We start from the raw sequence: 21,402 nt of genomic DNA on the forward strand, positions 1-21,402 counted from the left end.
TGCGACCGGCTCAGGCGAGGACGACGGGACAGCCGGCGGCCCGCAGCTGCGCGACGGACTCGTCGTCCGCCTCGCTGTCCGTGATGACGCCCGCGACGTCGGTGGGCTTGCAGATCAGCGCGAAGGCGGTGCTCGCGAACTTCGTGTGGTCCGCCACGACGTAGGACTGCACCGACTTCTCGAGGATCGCGGCGCTGATCTCGGCCTCCGCCTCGAACTCGGTGAAGAACCCCCGGGCGGGGTTGATGGCGTTGACGCCGAGGAAGAAGACGTCGACGTTGATGAGGGGGAGGGCCGCCTTCGCCAGCGGACCGACCAGCTCGTACGAGCGCGCGATGGCCGCACCGCCCGTGAGGACGACGCGGAGCTCGGGCCGCACGATGAGGTCGTTGGCGATGTTGATCGCGTTGGTGACCACGGTGGTGACCTTCTCGGCGAACTCGGGGTCGGAGGAGGCGCGGACGCCGAGCTCCTGGGCGATCTGCGTCGTCGTCGTCCCCCCGCTGAAGGCGACCGTCTGCCCGGGCTTGACCATCGCCGTCGCGGCGCGGGCGATGGCGAGCTTCTCGTGGGACATCAGGGCCGCGCGATAGCGGAGCGGGAGGTCGCCGGAGATGGGTGCGGCGCGGGCGCCACCACGGGTGCGGATGACGACCATCTGGTGCGCCAGGGCGTCCAGGTCACGGCGCGCCGTGGCGGGGGAGACGCCGAACTGCTCGATGACCTGCTCGACGCTGATCGTCCCCTGCTGAGCCACCCACGAGGCGATGCTCAGGTGTCGGTCCTCGATCTTCATCGCCTGTGAGCCCGTTCGCTGGTCGTTGTTCCTGAAGGATGCACGATGGTGCGCCACGCGCCCGGTTCGCCCTCGATCACGGCGATCGCACCGTTGGGCAGGCTACCCGGATCCTCGCCGGTGAGGTGGCCGACGACGAGCCGCAGGGTGGTTCCGTGCGTGACGAGAACGCCGTCGAGACCGAGGTGCGCCAGGGCGACCGCGTCCAGCCCGCGCAGCGCGCGGTCGAGGACCGCCTCGACGGACTCCCCGCCCGGGTACTCGCGCGTCGGCCACCGCGTCCGCGCCTCCTCGATCAGCATCCCCTCGGCGACGCCGAACCCGCGCTCGCGCAGATCGGCGTGCTGCAGGTCGTGGGGAACCAGGCCGAGGTGCTCGCCCACGATCAGCGCCGTCTGCATCGCGCGCGGCGACGTCGAGGACGTCAGCCAGCTCCACTCCGCGCCCAGCGCCGCACCGAGGCGCCGCAGGTGCTCGGCGGCCTCGCGGGCCTGGGTGCGACCGACCTCGTTGAGGTCGAGGCCCTCCCACCCCTGGTAGCGCCGCTGGATGTTCCAGTCGGTCTGCCCGTGCCGGACCAGCGCGAGTCTCCTCACCCCGTCACCCCCCGCTCGGTCCCCGCTCGGGCCAGGGCCCGGCGGGCCAGGAGCGCCGAACCGAGCAGTCCGGCGTTCTCCCCGGCGCTCGCGCGAGCGAGCGCTGGGGCGGGGACGTAGGTGAGCATCGACCGCAGGCGCTCCTCCAGCGGACCGAACAGGTGCTCGCCGGCCTCGGCGAGACCACCCCCGAGGATGATCACCTCGGGCTGGATCAGGCTGACCACGTGCGAGAGGCCCAGGGCGAGCGCGTCGATCGCCGAGTCCCAGACCACCGAGGCGACCCTGTCGCCCTGGATCATGGCGTGGAGCACCTCGCGCGCACCCGCGACCTCGCGACCCGACATCCGCGAGTAGCGCCGGGCGATCGCGGCCGCCGAGGCGATCGCCTCGAGGCAGCCCTGGTTGCCGCACACGCAGGCCTCACCGCGAGGGACGACGACGGCGTGGCCGATCTCGCCCGCGTACCCGCGGGCGACGACGGGGCGGCCCTCGACGAAGACCGCGGCGGAGATGCCGGTGCCGAGCACGACCACGACGGCGGTCCGGTGCCCCCGGCCGGCCCCCAGCTCCATCTCGGCGGTGCCGGCGGAGCGCACGTCGTGCCCGATCGCGACCGGGAGCGCCGACCGCGACGCGCACAGCGCCGCGAAGTCGACGTCCCGCCAGCCGAGGTTCTCCGAGTACGTGGCGAAACCGGTCTCGTCGTCGACGATGCCCGGGAGGGTGAGGCCGATGGCCTCGGGGGCGGCTCCCGGCGGGGTGAGCCGACGCGAGAGCTCGACGACCGAGTCGAGAACACCCTGCGCGCTCGCGGGCCCGAACGCCGGTGACGGGGTGCGGAGGATCGTGGCGGGCACCCCGTCGGCGTCCAGGTACGCGGCCTTGATCGTGGTCCCGCCGACGTCGAACGCGAGGACGGGCGCGCCCGGGCCGATCCCGGTGGCGGCGTGGCCGCCGGTCGCGTCGCTCGGGCGGACGGTGGTCTCAGTCATCTGTACCTTCTCTCGGTCGCGTGGTGCCGGACCGGGGCGTCGGCGTACGGCCGTCCGGCAGCGGCGGCACGTCCAGGGGGATGGAGCCGTGGCGCAGGGACTCGGCTCCCAGCGAGCCTACGGCGACGGCCTGCCGTGCGTCGGTCGGTGACCCGATCGTCGGGGTCCCGTGGACGAGGTGGGAGAAGAACTCGGTGAGCATGGTGGTGTCCGCGGACCGGTGCCCGCCCTCCGGCTCGCCGAACGGGTGCTCGACGTGGCCGGTCTCGGACCACCGCAGACGCCGGTTCCAGACGCGGACGACCCCGGACGTGTCGCCGACGTTCTCCAGCCGTCCCTCGGTGCCGATGACGGTGTAGCTGCGCCAGTAGTCGGGGGTGAAGTGGCACTGCTGGTAGCTGGCCATCACGCCGTTGCTCAGCGTCATCATCAGCATCGACATGTCCTCGACGTCGATCACGGGGTTGAGCCCGGTCAGCGAGTGCGGTGGCCAGTGGGCGTGGCTGGACCAGTCCGGTGCGATCTCCCCAGGACGCTCCCGGCGATCCGTGACGTCGCCGTACACCATGAGGTCGCCCATCCCCACGACGCGTGAGGTGTGGGCGCCGGCGAGGTGGTGCACGACGTCGATGTCGTGGCTCGCCTTCTGCGTGAGGAGCGAGCCGCTGCGACGCCGTTCGGCGTGCCAGTCCTTGAAGAAGTAGTCGCCCCCGTTGCCGACGAAGTGACGCACCCAGACGGCCTTGACCTCGCCGATCTCGCCGCGCTCGATGGCACCGCGCATCACCCTGACCACGTTCCAGTGGCGCAGGTTGTGCCCGACGTACACCGGGGTGCCGGTCTCCTGCGCGGCCACCAGGACGGCGTCGGCGTCCTGCGTGGTGGTGGCGAGCGGCTTGTCGACGAAGACCGGGATGCCGGCGCGCAGGAGCTGGATCGCCAGATCGGCGTGGGTGTCGTCCGGCGAGGTGACGATCGCCGCGTCGATGCCGCCGGCGGCGACGAGTCCGGACACCTCCGCGTGCACGGCGGTGTCCGGACCGAAGAGCGTGACGGCCCGCGCGCGCCCGAACGGGTCGGGGTCGACCGCAGCCACGACGGCAGCGCCCGGCCACGCCTCGGGGATCTGCTGACCGAGGCAGGCGCGGTTGCCTGCTCCGATCATCGCGACGCGGAGACCCCGACTCATCGCGGCGCGGCTCCCGAGGTCGCGCGGGAGAGGCGCGGGAGGGTGGTGAGATCGACGGGCACCTCGATCGTCGCGGGACCCTCGTACGTCGTGCCGTCGGGGGCGCTCCAGGAACCGGGGGGCACGTGCATGGTCCGTGCGGTAGCGCCGCGCTCGACGACGGGAGCCACGAGCAGGTCGGGGCCGAGGAAGAAGTGGTCCGTGACGGTCTCGTAGCCCTCCTCGTGATAGCTCATCGGCCGCAGGACGGGTTCTCCCGTCAGGGCGGCGTCGTCCACGAGCGAGAGGATGAGCGGCAGGTGCTCCGTCCGGATCGCGAGGGCATCCTTGACGGCCGCGAGGTGCTGCCCGTCGAGCGCACGTGCGGGGTTGACGGAGAACTGGATCATCGGCGAGAGCGCGGCGATCTGGGCGTAGCGCACGAAGAACTCCTGGTCGGCCGCGTCGCGACCACCCATCGCCCCCACCTCGCCGCCGCCCACCATGTCCGGGCAGACGTAGGGGTGGCCCATGAGTCCCTGGGCGAGCATCTCGGGAACGAGCGACCCGAGGCCGGCGTCGTCCCACGTCGGGGGCTTGTCCCGGAGGCGCTGGCCGAGCGGCTGGCCACCCATGCGCCAGCAGGCGCGGTACTCGTTGTACTCGTAGCGCAGGCCGAGCCGCGCCCAGCGCTCGCTCATGTCGACCGGCTCGCACGGCTGGGCGATGCGGTCGTCGGAGAAGTAGTCGCGCACGTCCCCGGCGTCGAACTTGAACCCGGCGACGCCGATGTCGACCAGGGCGTCGAACTGGTCGGTCAGCCAGGCGACGGCCGTCGGGTTGCTCAGGTCGAGGAGCGCGCTGAAGCCGTTCCACCACCGGCGGATCGCGGTGCGGCCGTCCGCGTTCCGGACGAGCAGACCGTCGCGCTCGCAGTCGCGGAACGCGGCCGAGTCCGGGCTGATGAAGGGAACGACCCACAGCATCACCGGGAAGCCCCAGTCGGCGAGCGTGGAGATCAGGCGCTCGGGGTCGGGGAAGCGCGCCAGGTCGAAGCGCCACGTGCCGAAGTCGGGCGCCCAGTTGTCGTCGATGAACAGCGTGCCGGGCTCGAGCCCGGCGTCCAGGATCCGGCGGGCGTAGGCGAGCACCGACTCCTCGGAGGGGGTCAGCGGGGTCTCGATCCAGGTGTTGTACTGCGGCGAGGCGAACAGGCGCCGCGCGGGGGTCCTCCCGGCCGGCGGGAAGAGCTGCGCCGACGCGGCCCGGTAGCCCTCCCGCAGCGAGGTTCCGCTGCGCAGCACCGTGAGGTCGCGGCCGTCGACGTCGAGCCGCCCGTCCGCGACGGAGAAGGCGAACGGGTGCGGTGAGGAGACGACCCTGCCGCGCGTGGAGACGAGGACCGGGGCCGCCTGGCTGGAGTCCTCGGCGCTGTCCCACTCGGGGTCGTGCTGCGGGACGCCGAGGTCCCGTCGGTGGGTGCTCGTCGCTCCGAACGGCATCTGCACACCGTCCTTGACGGTGCCTCCCCACCAGAACTCCCCGGGCTCGAGCTCGAGGGAGAGCGAGGAGCGGTCGGGGGTGTCGGCGTCGGTCAGGAGCGGGGCAGGGGTGCGATCCACGGTGAGTCGTCTCTCTTCGGGGGAGTGAGGGCGTGCGCGACGGGCGGGGGCGGTGTCGCCCCCGCCCGTCGTCGGAGCTGCGTCGGACGTCGGACGTCGTGTCCGACGGTCGGCGACCGCTGTCAGTCGACCAGTGCCTGGGCGGAGTCGTTGGCGGCGGTCAGGGTGGACTGCACGTCGGCGCCGGCCGCGATCGCCCAGATGGCGTCCTGGATGATCGTGCGGATCTCGGCGTTGCGGGTGAACGACGGGATCTGGTAGGTCTCGCCCGCGGCAGCCATCTCCGCGAACTCGGGCACGTCGGCCCCGGCGGCCGCGTTCGCCGCCACGGCGGCGTCGGTCCCGGCCTGGACGGCGGGGAAGACGACGCCGAACTCACCGTTGGGCTCCTGGCACTCGGGGGAGCCGAGGTAGTTCACCCACTGCGCTGCCGCGTCCTTCTGGTCGGATCCGGACCAGACGACGGCAGCCAGGGAGTTGGTCGCGGCGAAGCGTCCCTCGGGACCCTCGGGCACCTTGGCCCAGGCGAAGTCGATCTCCTGGGTGTCCGCGAGGTAGTTCGACGCGTTCCACGAGCCGGCCAGGGTCGCGCCGGCCATGCCCGCCTCCATGGCCGGGTGCTGCCCGAGGGTCGAGGTCTCGTCGAAGGTCTGCATCACGCCGAGGTCGATCATCTCCTGGTACCACTCGAGCGTCGTGACGAGCTCGGGCGCGTCGAAGTTCAGGCTGCCGTCCTCCGTGAAGAAGTCCCACCCGAGCGCGTGGGCGAGGTTGCCCCAGCCGTTCTGGCCCGTGAAGCCGTCGGCCCACTCGGGGAGCATCCCGTACCGGGTCACGTTCGACCCGTCCCACTCGGGGCTGAGCCCGCTGTTCCCGTTCGCGTCCAGGGCCATGGCCTTGACGAAGTCGGTGAAGGAGTCCTCGCCCGTGCCGTCGAACTCGAGCTGGTTGATGTCCTCCTTGGTGAGACCGGCCTCCGTGGCGGCCGTCTCGTCGTAGACGAGACCCACGATGTCCCAGTCGAGCGGGAGGCCGACGCGGGTGTCGTCGAGGAGGTAGTTCTCGGCCGTGCCGGCGACGTAGGAGTCGAAGTCGATGCCCTCGGTCGCGCCGAGCTCGTCGAGGTCGGCGAGCTGGCCGAGGCTGCTGTACTCGCGGGCGTACTGGACGGTCATCGTGAACGTGTCCGGTCCGGTCGCGGAGGCGAAGTTCGTCGTGAGGTTCTGCCAGTACTGCGCCCAGGCGGTCTGGGTGATGTTGACGGTGATGTCGGGGTTCGCCTCGGTGAAGGCCGTGGCGCACGCCTGGTACATCGGGAGCTGGACGTCGTCCCAGAGCCAGTGCTCGATCGTGACGGCGCCACCCGCCTCTCCGCCGTTGCCGCCGTCGCTCCCCCCGTCGCCGGAGCCGCACGCGCTCAGCACGAGGGCGGTGGCGGCGGACATCGCCACGATCTTGAGTCCGGTCTTCGGTGTCAAACGCATCATTGCCGTTCCTTCCGGTGGATTCCCGAGCCGGCTTCCGCGGGCTCGGACGAGGTGTCGAGCGGTGAGATGGGGCGGGTGCCCGTGGGGCACCCGCGGGAGCGACGGGCTACTTGCCGCCGGAGAAGTTGAGCGACTGGACCAGCTGTCGTCCCAGCAGGACGAGCAGGATGAAGACCGGGATGACGGTGATGGTCGAGGCCGCCATGAGTCCGGTCCAGTCCGGTGAGGTGTTCGGTGACTGCGCCTGGAACCTCTGCAGCGCGACGGTCAGCACCCGCGTCCCGTCGGAGTTCGCGGCCACGAGGGGCCACATGAACTCCTTCCAGATCCCGACGACCGTGATGAGCATCATCGTGGCGACCGGGCCGCGGCTCATGGGGAGCGTCATGCGGAAGAAGCGTCCGAAGACCCCCACGCCGTCGATCGCCGCGGCCTCCTCGACCTCGCGGGGGAGGGAGAGGAAGAACTGCCGGAGGAAGAAGATCGCGAACGGACTCACGAGGATCGCCGGAGCGATGAGCCCCTGGAAGGTGTTGAGCCACCCCAGCGAACGGATCAGGGCGAAGTTCGGCAGCAGCGTGAAGATCCCGGGGATGAGGAGTCCGGAGAGGAAGAGGCCGAACAGGGCGCTGTTCCCGCGGAACCTCAGGCGCGCGAACGAGTAGGCGGCCATGGCGCACGAGAGGGTCTGGACGATCGCGATCGACCCGGCGAAGAACAGCGTGTTCGCCGTGTAGCGGACGAAGTTGAGAGTCGCGCCGGTGCCCCCGGCGGCGACGGACTCCTCGGTCGTGGTGAGGCCGAGCACGCGGGCGAAGTTGATCCACGTCGGGTTGGAGGGCGTCAGCTGGCTCGCGTCCCCGATGAGCTCGGCCGCGGGGGTGAACGCCGTGCGCACCATCCAGTAGAAGGGGAAGACCGAGACGAGCAGCAGCAGGGCGACGGCGGCCCAGGCGACCGCCTTCCCGGGGGTCGTTCTGCGGAGTGCCCGGACGATCGAGGGCAGGCCGCGGGAGCGCGCGGGAGTCTCGGTCAGGGAGTCGTTCGTCGAGGGGACGAGGTCGACGTCGGGCGGAGTGATCATGAGAGGTCCGATCGGTTGGCGCGCATGGCTCGCATCTGGATGGCCGTCAGGGCGCCGAGGATCACGGCGAGGACCAGAGCCATCGCGCTCCCGTAGCCCATGCGGAAGAAGCCGAAGGACGTCTGGTAGATGTAGAAGAAGATCGTCCTGACGGCCGGGATCGGATTGCCGCCGTACCCGATCAGGACGAGGTCGAACACCTGGAACGAGCCGATCGCCGACATCACCACGACGAGTGCGATCACCGGTCGGATCAGCGGCAGCGTGATGCTGAAGAACATGCGGGTCTCGGTCGCGCCGTCGATCGAACCGGCCTCGTACATCTCGGTCGGCACCTGCGTCATCCCGGCGAAGAAGAGCAGCGCGGTGTACCCGAGACCCGACCAGATGCCGATGGCGATGATGATCGGCATCGCCTGGCTGGCGTTGTAGAACGACACCCCCGGGAGCCCGACCGCGGTCAACAGGTGGTTGAGGTAGCCGAGCTGGCCGTCGAGCAGCCAGGCCCAGATCAGTGCGATGGCGACGTTCGGCACGAGCCACGGAAGCAGTAGCAGGGACCGCACCCAGGTCTTGAGGCGCAGACGCTGCATCATGGCCGCGGTCACCAGGGAGAGAAGCGTTCCCAGGACGACGCTGAAGAAGACGAACTGGAACGTCACGAGCAGCGAGTTGCGGGCCACGTCGTCGTTGACGAGCTCGCGGTAGTTGTCCAGGCCGATGAACCCCGGCTCGTTCAGCAGGTTGAAGTCCGTGAGCGAGTACCAGACGCTGCGGAAGCTCGGGAGGATCCAGAACACCACGAAACCCACCATGGCGGGCACGAGCAGCGCGAGCGCCGCCCACCTCTCCCGGTGGTGGATGGGCCTGCGGGTGGGGGTCGGGTCCTGTGTCCCAAGCGGCACGGACGCATCCCTCCTTCGGGTCGCTGAGCTCGACATCGCACACCTTTCGTTGAGTCACCGCGCCGTGTGACGGGGACCACGGTTGCGTGGAAGCGATCATAAGAGCGTCGAGCGATCAGAATCAAGCATCGAAGGGCGGCAGCGATGTAACAGTTGGGGAAACTTGTTGCCACGGCGCTCGTCCACGGCCCAGGTCGGGGCCGGCGACCTGTCGGGGCCGCCGGCCGTCGCGCGACCGGTCGGCGACCGACCGGACCCGCGGTGGAGACGGCGCATGCTTCGGCGCCGCGTCAGGTCGCCGGGGTCGCTCCTGAGGGCCTGCGCGGTGGAGCTGCGGACCCGTCATCGCTGCCGTCGTCGTCGGCCGGCGGCCGTCGCGCCGGACGGACCCCGCCGGTCAGGTGGGAGCTCTCGATCCGCTGCTGAGCCAGGCGGATCGCCCCGCGGGCGACGTGGTCCCCGCCGAGGGTGGAGACGGTCACCGCCGGCATCCGGATGACGCTGCGCCCGAGGGAGGCGGAGAACTCCGGCACCCACAGGTCGGCCCACGGCACGCTTCCGCCACCGAGCACCACGACCTCGGGGTCCAGCATCAGGACCAGGGCCGAGGCCCCCGTCGCGACGGCGCGGGCGTAGCTGCGCACCCGGGTCCTCGCGTCGGCGTCTCCCCGACGCGCAGCCTCGAAGGTGGCGCGGGTGCGGTCGGCGTCGCCGTCACCCTCCTCGCCGGTGAGGATCTCGACGGCTCGGTGCCAGCGGACCTCGGGCAGGCGGCCGATCTCGCCGGCGGCACCCCCGTGGCCCCTGACGAGCCTGCCCTCCACGAGAGCGGCGGCTCCCGTCCGCAGGCCCGCGAGGACGTAGACGACGTCGCGCGCGCCCCGAGCTGCACCCCACCGGTGCTCGGCGAGCAGTCCGAGCTTGACGTCGTTCTCGACCTGCACGGGGCAGGGAAGGGTGCGGCGCAGGTGCCCGACGAGATCGACCTCGGTCCATCCCGGCAGTGGGCTGAACAGCGGGGTGCGGCCGGTCGCGTCGACCGGTCCGGTGACGGCGGCCGCCACCGCCCAGACGGCGTCGGGTGCGCTCCCGTGCGTGTCGAGCACCCCGACGACGAGAGCGTCGAGCGCGGCCAGGCGGGCCGCCGCACCGAGCTCGGGATCGACCGTGACGTGGTCCTCGACGAGCACGTCGCCGGCGAGGTCGGTCAGCAGCGCGGCGATGCGGTGCGCGCCGATGTCGAGGCCCAGCAGCAGGCCCGCTCCGTGGCGGAACCCGTAGCGCTGGGGCGGGCGCCCGCCCTGACCGTCCAGGACCGGCTCGATGACGTCGATCCAGCCCAGAGCGGTGAGCTCACCGATGATCGACGTCACGCTGGGTCGTGACAGGCCGGTGGTGCGGGCGATCTGCGCCGCGGTCAGGGGCCCTGTCGAGCGGATCGCCGCGAGTGTTCGCTCGAGGTTGTACTCGCGCACCTGCATCGTGCCCCGCTGCTCCACATCGCTCCCTCGGCTCGTGCCCCAGCAGTACCACGGCAGCAATCATTCTGGATGACGCATCGCTCAATTGTGTCAAATGGGTTGCATAACGCCTGCTGGCCTGCTGTGATGATCGCGGCGTCAGCGACGGACCGGCGCCCCACCTGTCGGCACCGCCGGGGTTCGTCGTGCGGCACCGCAGCCGCGCTCCCGTGGCGCCGACCCATCTCCAGGAGGACGACGTCGATGACCGTTGACCGCATCTCGAGAGCCCGCAGCGCGCGGGGGGCGGGAGCCGTGGCGCTCGCCGCCGCCGCCGGCCTGCTCGCCACCTCGGCCATCGCCGCCCCGGCCCCCGAGGCGAGCACCCTCACCTACGAGCTGGAGTCGACGCCGGCGCTCGCCGAGAACCCGCTCAAGGGCTTCCTGCCGTTCGCCCCGGAGCCCGGAGAGCCGAACGAGTTCGTCGACCCTGAGTTCCCGCACTCGATGGAGTGGTTCTACCTCCCGGTCGACGCCGTGGTCACGGGTGAGGACACCTACGACTGGTCCGCCGTCGAGAGCCGGCTCGACGCCATCGCGGAGCGTGGCCACCAGTCCGTCTTCCGCTTCTACCTCGACTACCCCACCCAGGACTCCGGCGTGCCCGAGTACCTGCTCGGCGAGGACGGCATCAGCCAGGATCGCGCCTACGACTTCTTCGACAACGACGGCGTGAGCTTCTCGCCCGACTACGACGACCCGCGCGTGATCAGCCTCATGGTCGACTTCATCGCCGCGTTCGGCGAGCGGTACGACGGCGACCCGCGCGTCGGCTACGTGACCGCCGGACTCATCGGCTTCTGGGGCGAGCACCACACCTACCCGATGGAGGGCGAGGTGTCCGAGGAGAACCCGAACGGCGAGACCTGGATGCCCACCCAGGAGACGCAGGACCTGGTCTGGAGCGCGTGGAACGAGGCGCTGGACGACACCTGGCTCCTGGCGCGCTACCCGTCGGCGTCGGTGGACGCGAACGGTTTCGGGCTCCACGACGACTCCTTCGGCTACGCCACCCTTCCCTCGACCGACTGGCACTTCCTCGCCAGGGTCGCCGCCGCGGGCATGGACGACGCCTGGCAGCAGGCCCCGATCGGTGGCGAGCTGTACCCGCCGCTGCAGACGTGCATCTTCTCCGACCCGATCTGCCCCGGCTCCGAGGGTGAGATCGAGGGCGGTCGCGACTTCAACTTCACCGACGCCGTCCCCGCCGCGCACATCAGCTGGATGATGAATCACCAGGCCTGGGCGACCGGGTACACGGGCGAGGACCGGACCCGCGCCATCGAGGGAGGCGCGTCCCTCGGCTACGACCTGACCGCCACGACGGCGACCGTCACCAGCAGCGGTGAGCAGGTCGACGTCACGCTCGAGATCACCAACCGCGGCGTGGCGCCCTTCTACTACGACTGGCCCGCGACGATGGTCGCGCTCGACGCCGAGGGCACGATCCTCGCGCAGGCGTCGGTCGACGCCGACCTTCCCAGCATCCAGCCGGGCGACGTCGCGACCGTCTCGGCGACCCTTGCCGCCGACGGGGAGGACCTCGCCGGCGCGACCGTCGCGTTCGGGGTGCCCAACGTCATGGACGGCGGCCTGCCGCTCCGGTTCGCGAACACGTCCCAGGACCAGGACGTCGACGGCTGGCTCACCGTGGGCGCCGTGCCACCCGCACCGGTCGTGGTCGAGCCCGTGGTGCTCACCCTCGGCGCGACGACGGTGGCGCAGGGCGGCACGCTCGACGTCGCGGCGAGCGGGCTCACCGGTCAGAGCGTGGCGTTCGCCCTGGCGGGGATGACCGAGCCGCTGGCGACGGTCGACGTCGTGGACGGCGCGGCTCGGGCCACGGTGACGATCCCGGCGACCGTGGTGCCGGGACCGCAGACGCTCGAGGTCCGCGACGGCGATCAGGTCCTGGCCTCGGCCGCGTTGACGGTGACGGCGGCGGCGACCACATCGCCGAGCGCGACGGCGGACCCGAGCCCCGCGCCGTCGACGGCGGTCACGGCCTCTCCCGCGAGGTCGGGCGAGCTCGCGAGGACCGGAGCCTCGGTGGGGCAGCTCGTGGGGAGCGCGGCCGGCGCCGCCCTCCTCGGGGGGCTGCTGCTGACGCTGCGGCGGCGGATGTCCACCGACGTGTGATCCGACCGGCTCGGGTCGACCCGAGCTGAGCGCGACGGCGGGCGGCTCCTCACGGAGCCGCCCGCCGTCGTGGTGTCGGACACCCGCAGCGGGACACCCCACGCCCCCGGCCGGTCAGTCCCGCGGCCCCCGCGCCGCCCAGAGCAGCCCCTGCTCGATCACCCGGGAGACCCACGGATCGAGAAGCGTCTCCACCGTGTGCCCCACCGTGCACGCGAACACACGACCCGCGCCCCACTGCCGCGTCCACACCGCCGGCACCGTCACCGGCTCCTGCCACGGCTGTCCCTCGCGCACCGCGTGCGTCGTCGTGGCCAGCACCTCGCAGTGCGCATCCGTCTGCACCCAGTACTGCTCGGACTTCAGCTCCAGCACCGGCGCCACACCTGACAGCACCGGGTGTCCCGAGGACCCCTGCACCACCCGCACCTCGTGCTCGATGAGGTCGTCGGGGTGCGCCACGAACTGCCCGCCCACGAGGTGGTGGTAGTCCGTCGCCCCGCGGAAGGAGTCCAGCAACCCCCCGTGCCACCCCGCCAGTCCGGTTCCGGCCTCCACGGCCCGGCGCAGCCCGGTCAGCTCGTCGGCCAGGATCTCCCCCATCGTCCAGGCCTGGAGCACGAGGTCGGTCCGGTCCATCACGTCCTCGTCGGCGTAGACCTCCAGCCCGTCCTCGATCGTCACCTCGAACCCGGCCTCCCGCAGCCGCGGGATGAACAGGTCCGTCGTCGGGACGGGGTCGTGCCCCTCCCACCCACCACGAACCACCAGCGCGCTTCGTCGCACGTCATGCCTCCTTGCTCAGGATGAGGCCTTCGACGGCCTCCGGTGCCAGGAAATGGTCGATCACGAGAGTCGCGGCGCCGACGATGCCCGCGTTGTTGCCGGCGCGCGCCGTCGTGATCTGCAGCCGCGCCGTGGCCAGCGGCATGCACCGCTGGTAGACGATCTCGCGGATGCCGGCGATCAGCTGGTCACCGGCGAGCGCCAGGTGTCCGCCGACCACGATCCGCGAGGGGTTGAGCAGGTTCACCGCGCTGGCCAGCGCCATGCCGATGTCGCGCCCCGCCTGCCGCACGTGCGAGTTCGCGCGCACGTCGCCCACCCGCACGCGCGCGACGACGTCGTCCGTCGTCACCGGTTCACCCGTCTCCGCGCTCAGGTGCGCCGCGATCGAGCTGAGCGAGGCGACGGCCTCGAGGCAGCCGTAGTTGCCGCAGCGGCACAGCACGTCCTGGTGGCCCGCCAGCGAGAGGTGACCGATGTCGCCCGCCGCGCCCTGCGCGCCGCGCCGGAGCTCGCCGTCCATGAGGATGCCCGCGCCGATGCCGGTGGCCACCTTGACGAAGAGCAGCTCGCGCTCGCCGGGGTAGATGGTGCGCTGCTCGCCGAGGGCGATGATGTTCGCGTCGTTGTCGACGGCGACCGGCACCCCCAGGCGCGCCGACAGCATCTGCGGCACGTCGACGTCGTTCCACCCGGGCATGATCGGCGGGTTCACCGGGCGGCCGGTGGTGTGGTCCACCGGACCCGGCACGCCGATGCCCACGCCCGCGAGGTCGCGGATCGTGCGGCCCACCTGCGCGAGCAGCTTCTCGGCGGTGTCGGCCACCCACTCCAGCACGGCCCGCGGCCCGTCGGTGATCGCCACGAGCTCGTCGAGCTCCGCGAGCAGCTTCCCGGCGAGGTCCGTCAGCCCGACCCGGGCGCGTGTGGCGCCGAGGTCGACGCCGAGCACCACCCGGGCGCTCGGCTCGAACGCGAACGTGGCCGGCGGTCTACCGCCCGTGCTGCTCGCCTCACCGGTCGGTGCGAGCACGCCGATCCGCACCAGCGCGTCGATCCGCGCGGCGACGGTCGAGCGCGAGTGGCCCGTCTCCGCCATCAGCCAGGCGCGCGTGCGCGGGGTGCCGTCGCGAAACAGCTGGAACGTCTCCCCGGCACCCGTGGGGCGCGTCGGGAACTTCCTCAGTCCGTCCATGAGCACAGTGAACTCCCTCGTCGCGCCGTCCGCCGTCTCGCGACGACGCGGCGCGGCCGTCCGGGCTGGATCGCCCGGTCTTCGGTCTTCTGAGGATGAAAGTAGCGGAACTTCTGATTGACGTCGAGCAAAAGTGTGCTTACGGTCAACGGGTGGTCAGTGTTGACCGCGCGTCGCCGCGGGTTCTCCGCAGGTGCCGCCCGTTCACCTGGCTCGGTCAGTCATCGTCCGCCCGCCATCCCCGGAGGTGTTCGCCCGCACCAGCACGAACGCCGCCCTCCCGGTCATGGTCGACCGGAAGCGGCGAGGGAGCGCCGACAGCGCACCCGCCTAACCAGACCGAAGGAGCTCTTGGTGAGAAATCTGCTTGGCAGCAGGTCGCTCGGCCTACGCCGAACGATCGCGGCCGTGGCCGCTGCCACCGTTGCACTACCTCTGTCCTTCGCGGCGATGGCTTCCGCCACCGCCGCGCCCGCGCCCCCGCCCGAACCCGTGGAGGAGGCCGCCGCCGAACCGTTCGACGTCCTCGTCTTCTCCAAGACCGCCGGGTTCCGCCACAGCTCCATCCCCGCCGGCATCGCCGCCATCGAGCAGCTCGGGGAAGAGAACAACTTCGCCGTCGACACGACCGAGGACGGCGCAGCCTTCACGGAGGAGAACCTCGCCAACTACGACGCGGTCATCTTCCTGTCGACCACGGGCGACGTCCTGAACGCCGACCAGCAGGCCGCGTTCGAGACCTACATCGGCAACGGCGGCGGCTACGCGGGCATCCACGCCGCGTCCGACACCGAGTACGACTGGCCCTGGTACGGCGAGCTCGTCGGCGCCTACTTCGCCGGCCACCCCCAGAACCAGACCGCGACCGTCAAGGTCGAGGACCACGACCACGACTCCACCGCGCACCTGCCCGACGAGTGGGAGCGTTTCGACGAGTGGTACAACTTCCGCTCCAACCCGCGTGACACCGTCCACGTGCTCGCCTCGCTCGACGAGACGACCTACCAGGCGGGCGCCTCGGCCATGGGGATCGACCACCCCATCGCGTGGTGCCAGGCCTTCGACGGCGGACGCTCCTGGTACACCGGCGGCGGCCACACGGACGAGTCCTTCTCGGACCCCGACTTCGTGCGCCACCTGCTCGGCGGCATCCAGACCGCCGCGGGCGCGGTCGAGAGCGACTGCACCGCGACGCAGAGCTCGAGCTTCGAGCGCGTCGACCTCGACGACAACACGTCCAACCCGATGGCGCTGAGGGTGGCCGACGACGGCACCGTCTTCTACATCGAGCGCGACGGCCGGGTGCAGCGCATCGACGCCGCCACCACGGTGACCTCCACGGCCCTCACGCTGAACGTGACGCAGAGCAACGAGGACGGACTTCTCGGCATCACGCTGGACCCGGACTTCTCCGACAACGGCTGGATGTACCTCTACTGGTCACCCGCCGACCTCGGCGGCTCCGCACCCCACAACCAGATCTCGCGCTTCACCTACGACGCCGAGAGCCAGACCGTCGATGCCGCGAGCGGCGTCACGCTGCTCGAGGTCAACACGCAGCGCGACACGTGCTGCCACGCCGGCGGCGACATGGTGTTCGACGACGACGGCAACCTGATCCTGGCCACGGGTGACAACACCAACCCGTTCGAGTCGGGCGGCTTCTCGCCCCACGACGAGCGCGCCGGTCGCAAGAACTACGACGCGCAGGGCACCGCGGCCAACACCAACGACCTGCGCGGCAAGGTCATCCGGATCACCCCGCAGGACGACGGCTCCTACACCGTCCCCGAGGGCAACCTGTTCGCCGAGGGCACCGCCCAGACCAGGCCGGAGATCTACGCCATGGGTCTGCGGAACCCGTTCCGCATCGGGATCGACCACGAGAGCGGCAACCTGCTGGTCGCCGACTACGGGCCGGACTCCAGCACGTCCTCGCCCACGCGCGGCCCGGTCGGGACCGTCGAGTGGAACATCGTGTCCGAGCCGGGCTTCTACGGCTGGCCGTACTGCACGGGTGCGAACAACGCCTACATCGACTACAACTTCGCGACCGGTCAGTCCGGCGCGGCGTTCGACTGCGCCGGCGGCGTCGTCAACAACTCCCCGAACAACACCGGCCTGCAGCAGCTTCCCCCCGCCATCGGCGCGGAGATCTACTACAACTCCGGTGGTTCGCCCACGACGCCCGAGATCGGCGGTGGCGGTGCGCCCATGGCGGGCGACACCTACTCCTACGACCCCGAGCTCGTCTCCGACGTGAAGTGGCCGGCCTACTGGGACGGCAAGGCCATGCTCGGTGAGTGGAACAAGGGCACGATGTACTCCGTCCAGCTCAACCGCGAGGACCGGACGGACATCGTCGACGTCAACCGCGTCCTGCCGGGCATCTTCGACCCCTCGGTCGGCTTCAACCGCCCGATGGACTTCGAGTTCGGGCCCGACGGCGCGCTGTACGTCATCGACTGGGGCTCCGGCTTCGGCGGCAACAACGCCAGCTCGGGCATCTTCAAGGTGAACTACGTGCTCGGCGAGGTCTCGCCGATCGCCCGTGCCACCGCGGACGTCACCAGCGGCCTCGCGCCGCTGGAGGTCTCCTTCTCCTCGGAGGGCACGCGCCACCCGAACGGTGACGCGATCACGCTGCAGTGGACGTTCGGCGACGGTTCGGAGCCGAGCACCGAGGCCAACCCGGTGCACGTGTACGAGGAGGAGGGCAGCTACGTCGCCCAGCTCACCGCCACGGACGCCGAGGGCCGCACCGGTATCGCCAACGTCACGATCGTCGTCGGCAACGAGGCACCCACGGTCACCATCACGTTCCCCGAGAACGGTGGCTTCTTCGACTTCGGTGACCAGGTCGCCTACGAGATCGTCGTGGACGACCCGGACGGCGAGGTGAGCTGCGAGAACGTCACCCTGTTCACGTCGCTCGGCCACGACAGCCACGCCCACCCGTTCGAGGAGCTCTCGGGCTGCGAGGGCATCATCCAGACCGCTCGCGACGAGGGCCACGGCATCAGCGAGAACATCTTCTGGGTCGTCGAGGCGAGCTACATCGACGACGGCGGTTCGGTCGGCGTGCCGCTGCGCGCCAGCGACCTGCAGGTCCTGCAGCCCAAGACGCTGCAGGCGGAGTTCTTCACCTCGACCGGGCGTCTGGCCGACTCGACCGCGACCGGGGACCCCGGCGTCGTCATCGAGGCCACGACCGACACCGCCGGTGGCGGTTCCAACATCGGCTACATCGAGGCCGGTGACTGGTGGGCGTTCGACCCGATCAGCCTCGCGTCGATCGACACGATCGCCATGCGCGTCGCGTCGCAGAGCGGCGGTGGGACCGTCTCGCTCCGCTGGAACGACCCCGAGGGGCCGGAGCTGGCGAGCATCGACGTGCCGAGCACGGGTGGGTGGCAGACCTTCGTCACCACGCCCGCCGCACCGGTCGAGATCCCCGAGGGCTCGGGGACGCTCTACTTCGTGGCTCTGGACGGCGGCCTGAACGTCAACTGGGCCGAGTTCAACGGGCGCGGCGTCACGGACAACATCCGTCCCGACGTCGAGCTGACCGTGGACAACGACACGCTGCCGGCTCCGGCGACCGTGAACGCCACGGCCACCGCCTCGGACCCCGACGGCGAGAACGGCGAGCTCACCTACGAGTGGGACGCCGGTCTCGGCGACGGCTTCGCGCCCGGTGGGCCGGAGTTCAGCTACACCTACGAGGAGACGGGCACCTACCGTCTGCAGGTCCGGGTCAGCGACCCGGGCGGCGCGTTCGCCGTGGAGTACGTGACCATCACCGTCACGGCCGACAGCGGTCCGCCGCCGGTCTGCCTCACGGGGCGTTCGGACGACTTCCTCGGTGACGAGCTCGACGACGACCGCTGGACCACCGTGGTGCGCCGCGACCAGAACATCCGGGTCGAGGACAGCGCGCTGGTCATCCCGGCCAGCAAGACCGACATCTACGGCGCGGGCGGCAACGTCAGCAACATCGTGCTGCAGGAGCTGCCGGACGGCGACGCGGTCATCACGACGGAGGTGAGCATCGCGGCCCGCGAGCAGTACCAGCAGGCCGGGCTGATCATCTACGGCGACGACGACAACTACGCCAAGCTGATGATCCAGGGCCGCAGCAGCTCGCCGGACGCGGGTGCACGCATCGTGCAGCTGGCCGTCGAGAACGGTGGCACGGCCACGGAGGTCAACACCAGCGGTCTCGGCACGGCGTTCCCGGACACCGTCCAGCTGCGGCTCACCCTGACCGACGGCGTGCTGTCCGGCGCCTACTCGGCCGACGGTGCGACGTGGATCGAGATGCCGCAGACCCTGCCGCTCGGCGACATCACCGACCCGAAGGTCGGGCTGGCGGCGTTCGCGAACTCCGGTTCGGTCAGCCCCGTCATCGAGGCGGCCTTCGGCTGGTTCCAGATCAGCCCCGACGACACGGCCACGGCCCCGGGTCCGAACGACCTCTTCGACGGTGACGCGCTCGACGCGTGCCGCTGGAGCGTCGTCCGCGAGGACACCGACGGCTACCGCGTCACCGACGGCTGGCTCGAGATCGACACCACCCCGACCGACATCTACGGCGCGGACAACGGCGAGGTTCCCAACATCGTCGTCCAGGCGCAGCCGTCGGAGACGTGGACCGTCGAGACGATCGTGGACGTCACCGAGCTGGACCAGCAGTACCAGCAGGGCGGCCTGATCCTGTACGGCGACGACGACAACTACGTCAAGCTCGACGTCGTCGCCCGCAACGCGGCCGGTGCGGCGCGTGACCTGGGCATCGAGCTGCGCAGCGAGGTCGGCGGCGTCGTCCTCAACCCGCAGCCGGGTGCCGACGGCATCCCCGGCGACGTGTTCCACCTCCGCCTGACGCGGGCCGGCGACACCTTCACGGGTTCCTGGTCCGTCGACGGCGAGACGTGGACGGACCTGTCCGAGGGCGTGTCCAACACGGCCGTGGACTCGGCCCGTGTCGGCGTCTACGTCCTCGGTGCGGCCGCGACCCCGGTCGTTCCCGTCCGGTTCGACCACTTCATCGTGGTCGGTGACGAGGAGCCGCCGGCCGACGCGCCGGTGCTCTCCGAGCTCGCGGCGGGCGGGACGGCGATCACGCTCGTTCCCGGCCAGCTGGACTACGAGGTCGCCGTCACCGGCGCCGCGCTCCCGACCGTGACGGCTGCGACCGCCACGCCCGGGGCCGAGGTTGCGATCGTGCAGGCCACGGACGCCACCGACGGCGTCGCCACGGTGACCGTGACCGGTTCCACCGGTCTCACCACCGTGTACACCGTCACGTTCGTCCGCACGGTGGGCGTCACGGTGAGCCTGCCGGCCACCGTCGTCGCGGGTGCCACCGTGACGGCGACCGTCACGGCCGATCCGGCCGACGCCGAGCTGTCCTACACGTGGACCAGGGACGGCCAGCCCGTCACCGGCGCCACGGGTGCTGAGCTCGTCACGACGGAGGCCGGCACCTACGCGGTGACGGTCACCGCCGCGGCCGACGGCTACACCTCGGGCACGGCGACGGCGCAGGTCACCGTCACCGCCGCCCCGGTCACGCGCTACTTCGTGGACGTGGCGGAGGACAACCTGTTCTTCACCGAGATCACGTGGCTGGCGCAGCGCGGGGTCACGCGGGGCTGGGAGCTGCCTGACGGCACGTTCGAGTTCCGCCCCGTGACACCGGTGGCGCGCGATGCGATGGCGGCGTTCCTCTACCGTCTCGCGGAGGAGCCGGAGTTCACGGCTCCGACGGTCTCGCCGTTCACGGACGTCGCGACGGACAACCAGTTCTACAAGGAGATCGCCTGGCTCCACGCCGAGGGGATCTCCACGGGCTGGGCCAACGGGGACGGGACGTTCTCGTTCCGCCCGCTGGCACCGATCGCCCGTGACGCGATGGCGGCGTTCCTCTACCGCTACGCCGAGGTCGAGGGATACACGGCCCCGGCCGTGTCCGCCTTCGCCGACGTCTCCACGACGAACCAGTTCTTCACGGAGATCTCCTGGCTCCAGGAGACGGGCGTCGCGACCGGCTGGGAGGACGGCAACGACGGCACGAGCGTCTACCGTCCGCTGAGCTCGGTCAACCGTGACGCGATGGCCGCGTTCATGTACCGGCTCGAGAACCTCGGCTAGCCCGGGGTAGTCGCACCCGCCTCCGCCGTCCGGCGGTAGGCACCACCCTCGGCGCGGGACCTGCACTCCGGGTCCCGCGCCGAGGCCCGTCGCTCCACCGGGCGGGCGGGTACCACCGCCCGCCCGCACTCCCCGAACTTCTCGAGAGGCCAGACATGTCCCGACCACGACCCACCACCGCGGCCCGCCTGCGGGCATCGCTGAGCGCCCTGCTGCTGGGGCTCCTGGCGACGGTGGCGCTCGGATCCGTCCCCGCGCAGGCGCACGGAGGCCCGATCTCGATCGGGCTCGGCACCGACGGCGGCGGGGGGATCGACGCCTACCTGACCTACACCCAGGACGGCCACCCGGTCGAGGAGAGCGCGGCCATCACGGTCGTGGCGGTCTCGGAGACCGGCGAGGAGGTCGGTCCGCTCACGCTGCAGTCCTCCACCTCGGGCGTCGGCTGGTACCACTCCGAGGCCGGCGTGCTCGGCGAGGGCCACTGGACGGTCACCGGCACGCTCACGTCGCCGTCCGAGGCGGAGGCCTCGGTGGAGCTCGACGTCGTCGCGCTGCCGGCGCCCACGGCGTCGGAGCCGGCGGAGTCGGAGTCGGCGGCGGAGGGTGACGCGGCGTCCGACGAGACGTCGACCGACGCGGTCACGGCCGACGGCGACACCGAGGTCGAGGACGCCAGCGCGGCGGCCACGCCGGGGGACACCTCCGGCGGCGGCTCGACCGGGCTGATCATCGGCGGTGTGGCGCTGGTCGCGGTCCTGGCCGCGGTCGCCGTCGTCCTGATGCGTCGCCGCAAGGCCACCCATCGCTGACGCCTCACCCACCGGCGGCCCGTCGGCCCGATCTCGGAGACTCCTTCCGAGTGGGCCGGCGGGCCGCCGTCGTTCGACCGGCACGTCTGCCTCGGTCGGCCCTCGGGCATCCGAGGTGGACGTGACGGTCGAGGGGTCCGG

General features: G+C 71.2%; 14 protein-coding genes. 3 read left to right on the plus strand and 11 right to left on the minus strand.

Annotation, left to right across the window (positions count from 1 at the left end):
• Positions 1-10: 10 nt before the first annotated feature.
• The 9 genes from SERN_RS05795 to SERN_RS05835 all read right to left on the minus strand — a co-directional run bounded on the left by SERN_RS05795 (position 11) and on the right by SERN_RS05835 (position 10,152).
• Complete coding sequence (locus SERN_RS05795; RefSeq protein WP_135849193.1) at positions 11-796, minus strand: DeoR/GlpR family DNA-binding transcription regulator; 786 nt, start codon at positions 794-796, stop codon at positions 11-13.
• Entirely contained in the window at positions 793-1,392 is a 600-nt protein-coding gene (locus SERN_RS05800; protein ID WP_135849194.1) for a histidine phosphatase family protein, read from the minus strand. Before SERN_RS05800 ends, SERN_RS05795 begins: the two co-directional genes overlap by 4 nt.
• Entirely contained in the window at positions 1,389-2,387 is a 999-nt protein-coding gene (locus SERN_RS05805; RefSeq protein WP_135849195.1) for an ROK family protein, read from the minus strand. Before SERN_RS05805 ends, SERN_RS05800 begins: the two co-directional genes overlap by 4 nt.
• Positions 2,380-3,576, minus strand: coding sequence for a Gfo/Idh/MocA family protein (locus tag SERN_RS05810; protein ID WP_135849196.1), 1,197 nt, complete (start codon positions 3,574-3,576; stop codon positions 2,380-2,382). Before SERN_RS05810 ends, SERN_RS05805 begins: the two co-directional genes overlap by 8 nt.
• Positions 3,573-5,177, minus strand: coding sequence for a glycoside hydrolase family 31 protein (locus tag SERN_RS05815; protein ID WP_199241526.1), 1,605 nt, complete (start codon positions 5,175-5,177; stop codon positions 3,573-3,575). The genes SERN_RS05810 and SERN_RS05815 overlap by 4 nt, the downstream gene beginning before the upstream one ends.
• 122 nt (positions 5,178-5,299) lie before the next feature.
• Positions 5,300-6,661, minus strand: a complete 1,362-nt coding sequence (locus tag SERN_RS05820; protein ID WP_158292582.1) for an ABC transporter substrate-binding protein — start codon at positions 6,659-6,661, stop codon at positions 5,300-5,302.
• A gap of 109 nt (positions 6,662-6,770) precedes the next feature.
• Positions 6,771-7,748 carry a carbohydrate ABC transporter permease gene (locus tag SERN_RS05825; protein ID WP_135849198.1) on the minus strand — a complete coding sequence of 326 codons (978 nt, stop codon included), beginning with the start codon at positions 7,746-7,748 and terminating at the stop codon, positions 6,771-6,773.
• Positions 7,745-8,653, minus strand: a complete 909-nt coding sequence (locus SERN_RS05830; protein WP_233251501.1) for a carbohydrate ABC transporter permease — start codon at positions 8,651-8,653, stop codon at positions 7,745-7,747. The genes SERN_RS05825 and SERN_RS05830 overlap by 4 nt, the downstream gene beginning before the upstream one ends.
• A 290-nt stretch (positions 8,654-8,943) precedes the next feature.
• Complete coding sequence (locus SERN_RS05835) at positions 8,944-10,152, minus strand: ROK family transcriptional regulator (RefSeq protein ID WP_135849200.1); 1,209 nt, start codon at positions 10,150-10,152, stop codon at positions 8,944-8,946.
• Positions 10,153-10,377: 225 nt separating this feature from the next.
• Between SERN_RS05835 and SERN_RS05840 the strand changes: the two genes are divergently transcribed.
• On the plus strand, positions 10,378-12,312 hold the full coding sequence (locus SERN_RS05840) for a DUF4832 domain-containing protein (protein WP_158292583.1): 1,935 nt from the start codon (positions 10,378-10,380) through the stop codon (positions 12,310-12,312).
• A 114-nt stretch (positions 12,313-12,426) separates the two neighbouring features.
• On the opposite strand, the gene SERN_RS05845 is transcribed toward SERN_RS05840, so the two are convergent.
• Together SERN_RS05845 and SERN_RS05850 are read right to left on the minus strand one after the other, a co-directional pair.
• On the minus strand, positions 12,427-13,098 hold the full coding sequence (locus tag SERN_RS05845; protein WP_135849202.1) for a ThuA domain-containing protein: 672 nt from the start codon (positions 13,096-13,098) through the stop codon (positions 12,427-12,429).
• A 1-nt stretch (position 13,099) separates the two neighbouring features.
• The gene (locus tag SERN_RS05850) at positions 13,100-14,293 is read right to left on the minus strand and encodes an ROK family protein (RefSeq protein WP_135849203.1); all 1,194 of its coding nucleotides are present in this window, start codon (positions 14,291-14,293) and stop codon (positions 13,100-13,102) included.
• Positions 14,294-14,743: 450 nt separating this feature from the next.
• Here SERN_RS05850 and SERN_RS05855 point away from each other — a divergent pair, with 450 nt between their 5' ends.
• Together SERN_RS05855 and SERN_RS05860 are read left to right on the plus strand one after the other, a co-directional pair.
• Complete coding sequence (locus SERN_RS05855) at positions 14,744-20,449, plus strand: ThuA domain-containing protein (RefSeq protein WP_135849204.1); 5,706 nt, start codon at positions 14,744-14,746, stop codon at positions 20,447-20,449.
• A 155-nt stretch (positions 20,450-20,604) separates the two neighbouring features.
• Positions 20,605-21,261 carry a hypothetical protein gene (locus SERN_RS05860; RefSeq protein ID WP_135849205.1) on the plus strand — a complete coding sequence of 219 codons (657 nt, stop codon included), beginning with the start codon at positions 20,605-20,607 and terminating at the stop codon, positions 21,259-21,261.
• The last annotated feature ends 141 nt before the right edge of the window (positions 21,262-21,402 follow it).

Source organism: Serinibacter arcticus (genome assembly GCF_004786095.1).
GTDB classification, from domain to species: Bacteria; Actinomycetota; Actinomycetes; order Actinomycetales; family Beutenbergiaceae; genus Litorihabitans; species Litorihabitans arcticus.